Origin of the sequence: Geminicoccus harenae, assembly GCF_019800005.1 — a bacterium.
Lineage (GTDB): Bacteria > Pseudomonadota > Alphaproteobacteria > Geminicoccales > Geminicoccaceae > Geminicoccus > Geminicoccus harenae.
The window spans coordinates 15308-27567 of the sequence record NZ_JABGCL010000043.1; the positions used below are offsets into that span (position 1 = coordinate 15308).

General features: G+C 70.5%; 12 protein-coding genes. 2 read left to right on the top strand and 10 right to left on the bottom strand.

Annotated features, from left to right (window positions below):
- The first annotated feature begins 79 nt into the window (after positions 1-79).
- The gene (locus HLA95_RS24030) at positions 80-664 is read left to right on the top strand and encodes a hypothetical protein (protein ID WP_222184795.1); all 585 of its coding nucleotides are present in this window, start codon (positions 80-82) and stop codon (positions 662-664) included.
- Here HLA95_RS24030 and HLA95_RS24035 read toward each other — a convergent pair.
- The 9 genes from HLA95_RS24035 to HLA95_RS24075 all read right to left on the bottom strand — a co-directional run bounded on the left by HLA95_RS24035 (position 661) and on the right by HLA95_RS24075 (position 7632).
- Positions 661-1188 (bottom strand): pilus assembly protein PilP, encoded by a 528-nt coding sequence (locus HLA95_RS24035; protein WP_222184796.1) that lies wholly within the window; start codon positions 1186-1188, stop codon positions 661-663. The two genes, HLA95_RS24030 and HLA95_RS24035, sit on opposite strands and share 4 nt — an antisense overlap.
- The gene (gene gspM, locus HLA95_RS24040) at positions 1185-1754 is read right to left on the bottom strand and encodes a type II secretion system protein GspM (RefSeq protein WP_222184798.1); all 570 of its coding nucleotides are present in this window, start codon (positions 1752-1754) and stop codon (positions 1185-1187) included. The genes HLA95_RS24035 and gspM overlap by 4 nt, the downstream gene beginning before the upstream one ends.
- On the bottom strand, positions 1751-3058 hold the full coding sequence (locus tag HLA95_RS24045) for a PilN domain-containing protein (RefSeq protein ID WP_222184800.1): 1308 nt from the start codon (positions 3056-3058) through the stop codon (positions 1751-1753). The genes gspM and HLA95_RS24045 overlap by 4 nt, the downstream gene beginning before the upstream one ends.
- The gene (locus tag HLA95_RS24050; RefSeq protein WP_222184802.1) at positions 3055-4323 is read right to left on the bottom strand and encodes a type II secretion system protein GspK; all 1269 of its coding nucleotides are present in this window, start codon (positions 4321-4323) and stop codon (positions 3055-3057) included. The genes HLA95_RS24045 and HLA95_RS24050 overlap by 4 nt, the downstream gene beginning before the upstream one ends.
- Entirely contained in the window at positions 4320-4991 is a 672-nt protein-coding gene (locus HLA95_RS24055) for a prepilin-type N-terminal cleavage/methylation domain-containing protein (protein ID WP_191059375.1), read from the bottom strand. The genes HLA95_RS24050 and HLA95_RS24055 overlap by 4 nt, the downstream gene beginning before the upstream one ends.
- Entirely contained in the window at positions 4978-5583 is a 606-nt protein-coding gene (locus tag HLA95_RS24060; protein WP_191059376.1) for a PulJ/GspJ family protein, read from the bottom strand. The genes HLA95_RS24055 and HLA95_RS24060 overlap by 14 nt, the downstream gene beginning before the upstream one ends.
- Positions 5573-6025 carry a prepilin-type N-terminal cleavage/methylation domain-containing protein gene (locus HLA95_RS24065; protein ID WP_191059377.1) on the bottom strand — a complete coding sequence of 151 codons (453 nt, stop codon included), beginning with the start codon at positions 6023-6025 and terminating at the stop codon, positions 5573-5575. Before HLA95_RS24065 ends, HLA95_RS24060 begins: the two co-directional genes overlap by 11 nt.
- On the bottom strand, positions 5994-6431 hold the full coding sequence (gspG, locus tag HLA95_RS24070) for a type II secretion system major pseudopilin GspG (protein WP_191059378.1): 438 nt from the start codon (positions 6429-6431) through the stop codon (positions 5994-5996). The genes HLA95_RS24065 and gspG overlap by 32 nt, the downstream gene beginning before the upstream one ends.
- An 88-nt stretch (positions 6432-6519) precedes the next feature.
- Positions 6520-7632, bottom strand: a complete 1113-nt coding sequence (locus tag HLA95_RS24075) for an N-acetylglucosamine-6-phosphate deacetylase (RefSeq protein ID WP_191059379.1) — start codon at positions 7630-7632, stop codon at positions 6520-6522.
- A gap of 168 nt (positions 7633-7800) precedes the next feature.
- Between HLA95_RS24075 and HLA95_RS24080 the strand changes: the two genes are divergently transcribed.
- Positions 7801-11139, top strand: a complete 3339-nt coding sequence (locus HLA95_RS24080; RefSeq protein ID WP_191059380.1) for a DEAD/DEAH box helicase — start codon at positions 7801-7803, stop codon at positions 11137-11139.
- Positions 11140-11183: 44 nt separating this feature from the next.
- Here the strand turns inward: HLA95_RS24080 and HLA95_RS24085 are convergent, their stop codons facing one another.
- A complete protein-coding gene (locus HLA95_RS24085) occupies positions 11184-12131 on the bottom strand; it encodes a hypothetical protein (protein ID WP_191059381.1) in 948 nt (315 codons plus the stop codon).
- Positions 12132-12260: the final 129 nt, after the last annotated feature.

Here is a 12260-nt window from a genome sequence, read left to right on the forward strand (position 1 = left end):
CCGCCCATGCGTGACCATCCGGCGCCCCTGCGTTACGCTGACGCGACACATCCAGGGCTAGCCGGTGATGGGTCAAGGCATGGACGCTCATCCCTCGACCAAAGCCAGTTCCTGGCGGATCGCTGCCTGGGCTGGTGCTGGAGCCTTGCTGCTGCTGCCCGCGATCGCGATGCAGGTCACCGACGAGGTGGCCTGGGGGCCCGCCGACTTCGTCCTGTTCGGTGCCATGCTGGCCATGGGCCTGGGCGGCTACGAGCTGGCCACCCGGACGACAGGCGGCCGGCGGTACCGCGCCGCGGCCGCCCTGGCGCTCGCGACGGCGTTCCTGCTCGTCTGGATGAACCTGGCGGTCGGGCTCATCGGCGCGGAGGACCATCCCGCCAACCTGATGTTCGGCGCGGTGCTCGCCGTCGGCATGGCCGGCGCGGTCCGGGCACGCTCCCGGCCGGTTCCGATGGCACGGGCGCTGGTCGCGACGGCACTCGCCCAGGCCCTGGCCGGCACGCTCGCCCTGGCGGCCGGGTGGGGCGGTCAGCCATCCGCCATCCTGGGCCTGACCACGCTGTTCGTCGCACTGTGGCTCGGGTCCGCCTGGCTGTTCCGCCAGGCGGCGCAGGAGCGGATGCCCGCGGGGACGGCCGCCCAGGCCGGGCCGCCCCCCTAGTTCATCCCGTCCGGCACCAGCAGGAACTCGGCCACGTTCTCGCCATTCACCATCAGGACCCGCTGCCGGCTGACCGCGTCGACCGTCCAGTTCTCCAGCCGGTCGCCACGCCGCACCCGGACATAGCTGCCCTCGCTGGAGACCAGCAGCGCGAACACCCGCCCGTTCTCCTCGACCGTGCCGATCAGCCGGTAGCGGTCGCGGATATTGTCCTCCGCCGGCGGCTCGGCGATCGACTCGGTCGGGAACGGCTCGCCCTCCGGCTCAGGCACGGGAACCGTGGGATGGCGCAGTGCTGCGAACAGCGGGCGGTCGACCATCGCGGAGAAGGTCTCGATCGGCGGCAGCGCGCGCGCGGCATTCCCGGCAGCCGGGTCCGCGGGCGCCGGGGCGGCAGCCGGCTGGCCGCCACGGCTGACCGCGGTCACCGCCCCCTCGTCCGCGCCGCTGGTCCACCACAGCCAGGCCAGGACCGGCAGGGCCAGGAGGATCACGCCGAGCGTGACCGGGCTCATCCCCTTCATGACTGCGGCTCCGGCTGGCGCATCCAGCCGACGATCTCGGCGGCTACCTGGATGTCGCCCTGCCAGACATTGGACGGATCCTCCGGGTTCTGCTCGGCGGTGACGTCCAGCCGCTCGACCAGCAGCACCGGCGAGGAGGTCTCGATCCGGTAGAGGAACTCGCGCAGCATCACCGAATCCCCGGTGAAGGTGACCCGGATCGGCACCGCCACGAAGCGTTCCTCGTCACGGGTCGGCAGGAGCTCGGCCGAGCGCAGCTCGCCGCCGGACACGACCACGGCGTTGCCGGTCAGCTCCTGGATGATGCCGCCAGCCAGGGACGGGCTCTGCGCCTCGATCGTGCCCTGCACGTCCGGCACCGCCTCGCCGCCGGCCTGCTGCGTCTGGCTGGCCAGTTCGGCATGGAGTGCCCGCAGGCGCTGGTCGATCGTGGCCAGCTCCTCGTGCTGCCGGTCGATCAGCCAGAGCGGCACCAGGATCATCGCTGCGGCCAAGCCCAGCAGCGCCAGCAGGAGGGCCACGGCGGCAGCACGGCTGGCAGCAGGGGTCGCGACGAGCCGGTTCATGGCGCGCCTCCCTCGACAGAAGCGTCGGGCTCTGCGGGATCGGGGGGATCGTCCATGTCCACGGCCGCCTCGGGACCGGCGCCCGGCGCGGTCACCCGAGGCAGCTCCGCGCCGCCCGGCCCCATCTCCAGCCCGTCCGGCCCGAGCGGGGGGACCTGCGCGTCGGCGGCGAGCTGGGCGGTCAGGGTGAAGCGGTCGACCTGCAAACCGAACAGCTCCGGCGCCACCGAGGGCCCACGCGTGCTGGAATTGCCCAGCGCGGCGTTGCCGAAGCGCGGGTCGGCGCCGATCAGGGCCAGCACCCGCGGCGCCTCGCTGGCCTCGCCGGTCAGCGTGATCTGGTTGCCGGCCAGCTCGAAGCGCGACAGCCACGCATCGTCCGGCAGCGCGCGGGCGATGATCTCCAGCGCCACCAGCGAGGACGGCCGCTCGGCCCGGCGGGCGCTGAGGAAGTTGGCATCCGCCAGCGCCTGCAGCCGCTCGGCCTGGGCGAGGTCGGCCTCCTGCCGCCGCTCGACGAAGCGCTGCTCCTGGGCGCGGCGCTCCTCGACCAGGGCCGAGCGCTGCCAGATGTCGTAGCCCAGCACGAGGGTCATCAGCGGCACGGCGACCGCCACGCCGATGAACGCCATCAGCCCGAGCCGCGAGCCGCGCCGGCCCTTGCCCTGGAGGAGGTCGACGCGCGGCAGCTCGTCGACATGCACACCCGCCACGTCGATCACCGCCGGCTGCAGCTCGAAGCCGGAGAGCGTGCCGAGCAGCCGGTCGATGATCTCGCGCGGCGCGAAGGTGGCCTCGACCCGGATCTTGCCGCTCTCCGCCGGGCGGTCGATCACCCGGGCGTCATAGGCGACCTGCTCGGGCGTCCAGGGGGTCAGCACGTCGATCCGGTGCGCCAGCACGTCCTGGAGATGGCGCTCGGCCGCGGCCGGCAGCTCGTCCAGCGTGACCAGCCCCTCGCTGGCCGGCAGGCGCAGCACCACCGGCATCCCGCTCCGGCGGATCCGCTCGGCCAGCTCGACCGACTGCTCGTCCGGCACCAGCCGGGGCTCGGCCACGCCGCGCTTGACGTCGATCCGGCTGGGCCGCGGCAGGTCGAGCCGGCCGAGATCGACCGCGTCGTCCGCACCGCGGCGGACCATCACCCGGAAGCCCACGCCGTCATAGAGCAGGATCACCGCCTTGCGCAGCAGGGGGTCGCGGCGCCGGTGCGGCAGGAAGCTGCCGAGCTCGCCGGTCCACCACTGCCAGAAGCGCTGGAAGCCCAGACCCGCGCCGGCCTCGTCCAGGGTGGCGGCACTCATGACCGCACCCCATCCTGGCCCGGCGCCGGCCGTGGCGGCGGCGGTGCGTCCAGGGTCTGGCGGTCCAGCACCACGAAGGGCAGGCGCTGGGCGCTCTGCGCTGCGGCGGCCTCGGCGCCGGCCGCCGTGACGGCCACCGGCGCATCCCCGGTCTCCTCGCCCTCCCCCGCACCGGCCCCGGCATCGCCTCCGCCATCCTCGAAGGCCAGGAGGAACCGGTCGGTCCGGCGCAGGAGCCCGTCGATCGTGGCCTCCACCGTCAGGCGCATGACCTGCCTGGCCGGTCCCGTGGCGTCACCCTCTTCTCCGTCTTCTTCCTCCCCGGGCTCCGGTGCCGTGCTCGGGTCGTCCGCGATCTGGGCCAGCACCTTGCTCAGCTCGGCCGGGGACTTGGCCCGCGCGTCGGCGATCATCTGCTTTTGCGAGCGCGACAGGAACGGCAGCACGTCGATCAGCTCCTGCCGGGCGAACTTCAGCTCGATGTTCGGCGCGCCGGTGGCGGTGGTGAGATAGGGCCGCACCCGATCCGCCGTGGCCGCGTCCATGCCGGTGGCCGCGAGCCAGGCGTCCACGCTGACGAATGGCCGGGGGGCGGAGCCGATCACGGCGCCGGCCCGGCTCGCCCGCTTCTTGCCTTCCTCGGTGACCTCGATCGCGCGCGTGGCGAGCTGGCGATCCGCGATCTTCTCCAATAGGGCGCGCAGGACCCTGGGGTCGCCACGGTTCACGTCGATCCTTCCCATCTCCGGTTCCGCATGCAGGTACAGGCTGACCCCGTCCGCCACCACCCGGCTCGTCATCGCACGTCCCGACAGCATCATCGCCTCGATGCCGTTGCTGGGCTCAACCGCCGGCTCGCCGGAGGCATCCGACAAGGAGCGGGTGGTCTCCCCGCTACCCATCGGCTCGTCCCCGAGGTCGCCCCCCGTGTCGAACCCGCTGTCCAGGCCCTCCCCGTCGTCGGCCAGGGCGGCGCTGGTCTCGGCATCGGCCTGGGCCTCGGCTTCGGCCTCCCTCTCGGCTTCGCGCCGGGCGGCCTCGGCGCGCTCGAGATCCTCGATCTCCCGGCTGCTGCGCAACTGGTTGTAGAGCATCTGGGCAAACTCGCCGTCGATCGCGGCACTGGCCCGCAGGCGCGCCTCGGCCATGTTGACCTCCAGCGAGCCTTCGCGGACCCGGCCGGAGAAGCCCAGCGCCATCACCGCGAGCACGCCCGTCATCCAGATCACCACCAGCACGGCACTGCCGCGGCGGTCGCGGGTCATAGGGCACTCCCCGACAGGAGCCGGCAGTCGACCCGCTCCTCACCACAGATGGCAGCGCCCCGCACCGGGAACGGCGCCACGATCTCCGGCATCGGCAGGGCACCCGGGCTGGTCAGGGCGAGCGCCACCGCTTGCGGGAGGTCGGTGGCATTGGGCGGCCAGGTGGTGACCCAGGCGGCGGGGCGCTCGGCGCGCACCGTGCCGAAATAGCGCAGGGCATAGCGGCCGCCCCGGTGCAGCACGATCGGCGCCTGGGCCTCCAGGTCGGCTACCGCCTCGGTCGGATCGGGGCCGATCGGCACCTTGCGCAGGAGCAGCTGGGGTACCCCGGCCAGGTCGTCGATCTCCAGCTCGACCAGTTGGAGCACCGGCGCCGGGCGGCCCTCGGGCTGGATCGCGATGAAGCGCAGCCGGTCGGGCCTGGCCTCGAACACCGGCTGGAGCCGGCCGTTGCGGTCGGGCACGTAGGGCCGGGCCCGGCCGACCTCGCGCACCAGCAATTGCTGCAGGTCGACCGCCGCGGTGAGCGCGGTGGTGCGCGTGTCGCCCTTCTGGATCGCGAGATTGGTGGAGCCGAGCGCGCTGGTGACCACGGTGGCGAGCACCGCCAGCAGGGTCATCGCCACCAGCAGCTCGATCAGGGTGAAGCCGGCCTCAGGGTGACGCATCGTCGCCTCCGAACCCACCCCCGCCAAAGCCGCCGTCGCCAAATCCTCCATCATCGTCGCCGAACGAGCTGCCGCCCTCGCCGAAGCCGCCGGCATCGTCGTCCGCGTCGTCGCCGAAGCCGCTGCCCGGGCGGCTCACCGGCTGCGGCACGGTGCGCAGGCGTTTGGTCTGCACCGAGAGCTGGCGGCCGTCCGGCCCTTCCACCGTCACCACGTAGCGCACCAGCTCGAGCTGGCCCTCCTGCGGCTCGTCCTCCTCCGGATCGTCGCCCAGGGCCGGCGGGCGGGCCGGCAGGTCCTGGATCCGCTGGCGATCCAGCCGCCAGCGCAGCTCGCCCTCGACCCCGGTCTGCAGCGGGAGCGGCTTGGCCAGGTCCAGGTCGATCCGCTGCAGGATGCGCTCCGCCTCCAGCACCAGGGCCAGCCGCCCCTCGTCATAGCTGGTGCGGCGCAGGCCGCTGGCGATGCCCTCGAACAGCACCGCCACCACCAGGGCCAGCACGGTGAGCGCCACCAGCACTTCGAGGATGGTGAAGCCGGCGTCCCCCGATCTGCCCGGCGGCCCGCCCGCGATGGCTGGTTCAGCCCGCATGGTCTTCCACGATCCGGATCCGGCCGGTGACGGGCGACACCAGGAGATGGCGCGCCTCGACGTCGTTGCCGACCAGTAGGCGTGCGGCGGACGCCTCGCCGCTCGGATAGAACAGCACGGCATCGCCGGTGCCGCCCGCCAGCTCCAGCCGGGTCGGCTGCCCCTTGAGCTGGATCGAGCCCACCCGCCGCTCCACCGGATCGACCCGGCACAGGACCGGCCGGCCCTGGACCTGGGCTTGGCCGCGGCAGTTGACCAGGGCCCGGCGCGCGTCGGCTGCCGCGGTGCCGACCCCGCCACCCAGATAGGCGCTGGCGCGCACCGCCACCCAGCCGGTCGCAAAGCCGAGGATGACCAGCACCACCAGGAGCTCGAGCAGGGTGAAGCCTGCCTGGTTCGGAGCAGATCCGTCAGCGGGCGATGTTGCCGACGTCCGCCGCATCGCCCTGTCCTCCCGGCGTGCCATCCGAGCCGAGCGAGCCCAGGTCGAACGGGCCGCGCTGGCCGGGGGCACGGTAGACATAGTCACGCCCCCAGGGGTCCTTCGGCAGCTCGGGCTTGCTGAGATAAGGTCCGCGCCAGGTCGGTACGCCCGAAGGTGCCGTGACCAGGGCCTCCAGGCCCTGCGCGGTGGACGGATAATTGCCGTTGTCGAGCTTGTAGAGTTCCAGCGCTTGGCTCAGGTTCTCGATCTGGAGCTTGGCGGTGTCCGAGCGCGCGCTCGACAGGTAGCCCAGGACCCGCGGCCCCGCGAGCGCTGCGAGCAGGCCGAGGATGACCAGCACCACCAGGAGCTCGATCAGGGTGAAGCCTGCATCCGGGCGGCGGTGACGGCGACGATGGGGCATGGACGACGGGTTCCCGAAGAACTTGGCGGGGCGACGCGCGCATATGGCCAATTCAACCGGGCTTGGGCAAGTGCGGCGCGCACCCGGCTCAGCCCCTGTCCGGCTCCACCGGTACGCCCGCACAGAAGATCTCGCCGATCGTGCCATTTGCGTCGACCACCAGCAGGTCCGCGCGCCGCCCCGGCGCGATCCGGCCGCGATCGTCCAGGCCCAGATAGTCCGCCGCCACCGTCGAGGTGCGCAGGGCGGCCTCGGCGAGCGGCAGCCCCAGCACCACGAGGTTGCGCAGGGCCTGGTCCATGGTCAGCACGCTGCCGGCCAAGGTCCCATCCTGTAGCCGGGCGGAGCTCCCGTCGGAAATCACATCATGGCTACCCAGGCGATACTGGCCGGGCGGGCAGCCGGCGGCCGCCATCGCGTCGGTGATTGCGTAGAGCCCGGGAATCGCCCGGCGCGCCAGCAGCAGCATCTCCGGATGGACATGGAGCAGGTCGGGGATGATCTCGGCATGGCTGGCGTGGCCGAGTGCTGCCGCCGCCACGCCCGGTCGCCGGTGGTCTACGCCGCTCATGGCGTTGAACAGATGGGTGAAGCCCGCAGCTCCGGCCGAAAGCGCCGCAAGACACCGGCCGGCATCGGCAAGACTGTGGCCAATCTGCACCCGCGTCCCCAGATGGCAGAGTTGCGTGATCAATTGGTGTGTCGGATCCTGTTCTGGTGCTATGGTAGCGACGATTATGGGTGCGAACTCGATCAGCTCCCCGACCAAATCCAGGTCGGGCGGGATCGCGAACGGCGGTTGCGCCCCCAGCTTGTCCGGATTGATGAAGGGCCCTTCCAGATGCACGCCCGGCAGGTCGGCATGATCCGGCGCGCCCGAACGCATGACTTCGGCGATGCCGGCGAATGCCTGGACGATCGCGTCGCGCGGTGCCGTGACGGTGGTCGGCAGGAGCGTGGTGGTGCCGTGGCGCAGATGGAACGCCGCCATGGCCCGGACCGCCTCGGCCCCCGCCATGACGTCGGCGCCGGCACCACCGTGGCAGTGTGGATCCACGAAGCCCGGAATCACATACCGACTGCGATTGGCACCCGAGTGCGGCTCGACCGCCTCGATCCTGTGGCTAAAACGCACCAGTGCCGGCTGGAACTGGTTTCCGACCAGCACGAGGCCATCGATCGGGGGTGGAGATGGTTTCATCTAGGGCCGTCGCTCGCTCGTCTGGGGGATATTGTCATTCCCGTTGGAGCCTCCGGCGCGCAACGATCGTTGCGTGCGGCCGGGGGCTCCTGCCGATCGACTTTTCACCGCGGTCTCCGGATGGTCCGGTGATCCACGTCAACCTGCGCTGACGACAAAAAAACAAACATGCTGCCCTTCTCTCGCGCCGACCTCGAGCGGCTCTATCACCCGGCGACCTGGAAGCGGGGGGAAACTCTCCAGGAACAGGGTACGGTCGTCGAACTCGATGTCGAGCGCGACGGCAAGACCATCTCCGGCAAGGTCAAGGAAGCCGACCGCCGGGTGCCCTATCTCGTGCGGATCCAGGTGCAGAACGGGCGCGGCGGCCGTGTGAAGGTCTCCTCGACCTGCACCTGCATGATCCACACCCAGTGCGAGCATGCGGTGGCGATGCTGCTGCACGCCCTGCACAAGACCGCGGCGCCCGAGCCCGAGGAGCAGACCGTCGCGATCGACAGCGAGACGGAAGCCTGGCTCGCCGCGATGTCCGGTACCAGCCGGGCCAGCGATTCCGACAACGACGTGGTCCTCTACCTGCTGGAGCCGGCGCAGCGCTCCTGGCGCGACCTGGGCGTGGCCCAGCCGGTCAGCGTGCGGACCGCGCGTGCCCGCCGGCTGCGCGACGGCATGTATGGCCGGGACAACTCGGTCTCGATCAGCCAGATCGCCAGCGACGACGCGCCGCGCTTCGTGACGCTGGAGGACCAGGTGATCGGCCGGCTCCTGGCCGGCGTGCCGGGCAATGTCCGCCGCCTGGCCGGGCAGACCGACGGCGAGGTGCTGCGGCTGATGCTCGCCACCGGCCATTGCCACTGGCAGAGCAGCAGCAACCCGGCCCTCACTTTGGGCGAGGACCGGCCGGGCAAGGTGGTGTGGCGCTTCAACGGCGAGGGCCAGCAGCGCGCGCTCTGCGAGCTGGACGATGCCGACGACGACACGATCATCCTGAACCTGGGCCAGCCCTGGTATGCCGACCTCAAGAACGGCGTGGTGGGCAAGGTCGAGACGGGGCTGGACGTCCGCCAGCTCCGCCACCTGCTGAACGCCCCGGCGATTCCGGCGATCACGGCCGGCCTGGTGCGCCAGAAGCTGGTGGCCGCGGTGCCGGACATCCCGCTGCCCGAGCCCTTGAAGAAGCGCGAGCGGATCGAGGTGGCGCCGACCCCGGTGCTCCACCTGCACTGCCCGCGCGTCCAGGTGCAGCGGGGTCTCGGCTGGAACAAGGAGGTCGAGGACGTCGACCTGCCGCTGCTCCGCCTTTCCTTCGACTATGCCGGCGCGCAGGTCGGCTGGCAGGACGGCAAGACCGAGATCAACCATGTCTCGGACAACCGCCTGCTGGTGATCCCGCGCGACGCGCTGCTCGAGGTCCCCTATGTCGAGCGCCTGAATGCGCTGGGCCTCCAGCCGCTGGGCCCCACCGGCCTCGGCAAGTTCGCCGACCCGTCCTGCCGCCAGGACTTCACCTTCGAGGAAGGCGAGGAGGACGACGATCTCAGCTTCCGCTGGGTGCAGTTCAACCACCAGGAGCTGCCGCGACTGGTCCGCGAGGGCTGGAAGGTCACGTTCGGGCCGGAATATCCCTTCCGGGTCGCCAAGGTCACCAATGGCTGGCATCTCGATGTCGTGGAAAGCGGCATCGACTGGTTCGAGGCCAAGGTCGAGATCGACGTGGACGGCGAGCGCCTGCCGCTGCTCCCGGTGATCCTGGAGCTGTTCGAGCGCGCCCCGGAGAGCATGTCGCCGTCCGCCTTGGAGGAGGCCGGCGAGGAGCCGATCTACGCCAACCTGCCGGACGGGCGGATCCTGCCGATCCCGGCCGAGCGGCTGGCCGCGATCCTGCGCTCGCTCTACGAGCTGCTGGCCGCCGGCAAGGTCGACGAATCCGGCACGCTCAAGCTCAGCCGGGCCGAGGCGACCCGCCTGATCCAGCTCGAGGACGAGCTGCCCAAGAACACGCTGGTCTGGAACGGCGGGGAGAGCATCCGCCAGCTCGCCCGCCAGCTCACCGCCAATGGCGAGCTGCCCAAATGCATGCCGCCCAGGCAGCTCAAGGCGGAGCTGCGGCCCTACCAGAAGCAGGGCCTGGACTGGCTGCAGTTCCTGCACCACGCCAACATCTCCGGCGTGCTGGCCGACGACATGGGCCTGGGCAAGACGCTCCAGACGCTCGCGCACATCGCGCTCTTGAAGGAGCAGGGCAAGCTCGACAAGCCGGTGCTGATCGTGGGCCCCACCAGCCTGATCCCGACCTGGCGCTCGGAAGTGCGCAAGTTCGTGCCGCACATCCGGCTCCTGGTCCTGCACGGCCAGGATCGCCACGACCTGTTCGAGCACATCCAGGACTATGACGTCGTCCTGACCTCCTATGCGCTGCTGCTGCGCGACAGCGACGAGCTGCTGGCGCGCGACTGGCGGCTGGTGGTGCTGGACGAGGCCCAGGCGATCAAGAACCCGACCACCAAGCTCGCCAGGACGGCCTACAAGATCAAGGCCGACCAGCGCCTGTGCCTGACCGGCACGCCGATCGAGAACCATCTCGGCGAGCTCTGGTCGATGTTCAACTTCCTGATGCCCGGCTATCTCGGCGACCGGGAGAACTTCCGGAAGGTGTTCCGCACCCAGATCGAGAAGGAAGGGAACCCGGAGCGCCAGCAGCTCCTGGCGGCGCGCGTCCGCCCGTTCATGATCCGCCGCACCAAGGACCAGGTCGCCAAGGACCTGCCCGAGAAGAACGAGATCATGCGCGAGATCGAGCTGACCGACACGCAGCGCGACCTCTACGAGACCGTCCGCCTGGCCATGCATGCCAGGGTGCGTCAGGAGATCGCCGAGCGCGGCCTGGCGCAGTCGAACATCGCGATCCTGGAAGCACTGCTCAAGCTGCGCCAGGTCTGCTGCGACCCGCGCCTGCTCAAGAGCGACAAGGTGGACGGGTTCGGCCTGTCGCAGTCGGCCAAGCTCGACCTGCTCTCGGGCATGCTGCCCGACATGATCGAGAACGGCCGCAAGATCATCATCTTCTCGCAGTTCGTCGAGATGCTCGACCTGATCGAGAAGATGCTGGGCGAACTCGACATCGACTTCGTCAAGCTGACCGGCCGCACCAAGGACCGCGAGACCCCGGTCAAGCGGTTCCAGGCGGGCGAGGTGCCGATCTTCCTGATCAGCCTGAAGGCCGGTGGCACCGGCCTGACGCTGACCCGCGCCGACACGGTGATCCACTACGACCCGTGGTGGAACCCGGCCGTGGAGGCGCAGGCGACCGACCGCGCCCACCGTATCGGCCAGGACAAGACGGTGTTCGTCTACAAGCTGATCTCGTCCGGCACGGTCGAGGAGAAGATGATCGAGCTGCAGCAGAAGAAGAAGCAGCTCGTCGACGGCATCCTGACCGGCACTGCCGGCAGCATGAGCTTCTCCGAGCAGGACATCGACCAGCTCTTCGCGCCGCTGGAAGCCTGATCTCCTGCGCCGCCCGTCCGGAACCTCCGGACGGGCGGCGATCCTCAGCGCGCAGCGATGAGCGGCTTGGCGCAGGCGACGCCGAGCGCCTGCGCCAGGTCCTCGGTGAGCAGGGGCTTGTGCTCGGTGGTCAGGTGGCTGGCATCCACGAACATCTGGGCCGGCCAGTCCGCACGGTGGTCGGCTTCGTTGAAGTTGATCACGCAGTGCCGATCGAGCAGGGCCAGGTAGCGCGCATGGCGCTCGGCGAAGCTCGTCCGGTAGAACTCGGCGGTGCGCGGATGGACCGGCGGGCTCAGCAGGACGATCGATACGCCGCGGTCCTGGGCCTTCTCCACGGTAGCCGCGAGCTTGGCCAGTTCCTGGTCCGGCCACGGCCGGCCGGCGATCTCGCTGCGTGCCCGGCTGAGCTGGTAGGTGACGATGTCCTGGTCGCCCGTATCCATCCTCGGGTCCTCGAAGCCGATGCCGAGCCAGGTGGCGCGCAGCACCAGGTAGGAGGCGTGGAGGCTCTCGAAGGTCAGCATGTGCCGCAGCGGCGCGTCCACCATGTCGATCGTGTGCGGGATCTCGTTCTCCGCCCCGGCTACCAGTCGGGCGAACGGCACGCCCCAGACGATCTGGGCCAGGGGATGGCGCTCCATCACGTGCTCCACCAGGTCGATCGTCTCTGCCAGCCCGGCCCCGCCATAGGCGAGGTTGTACCAGGGCCGGCCCGTGAGCCTGGTGAGGTCGTCGGCATCGATCTGGTTGGTGGTGCTGTCGCCGATCAGCACGGAGACCTCTTCGCCGGCACGGCCGGTCATCCAGTGGTCGAAGGCGATCAGCTTGAACAGCCGCCGATTGAGCGTGTAGGCGGGCCGACCCGCAACCGTGCTCTCGTCGACCGCGGCCCAGCGGCCGAAGGGGTCGACATAGCAGTTCACGCCGAACGTCAGCCCGGTGAGCAGGGTGGCGGTAAGCACGAAGAACGCGAGAAAGCGGCGTTCCATGGGATCGTGTTTGTCCATCGGTGCAGGTCAGAACTGAAAATACAGGAACACGGCGTCATAGCTGAGATAGATCACCGAGGCGAAGAACGCGGCGCCCAGCGCCATGCCCCGCACGCCCGCCCGCCACGG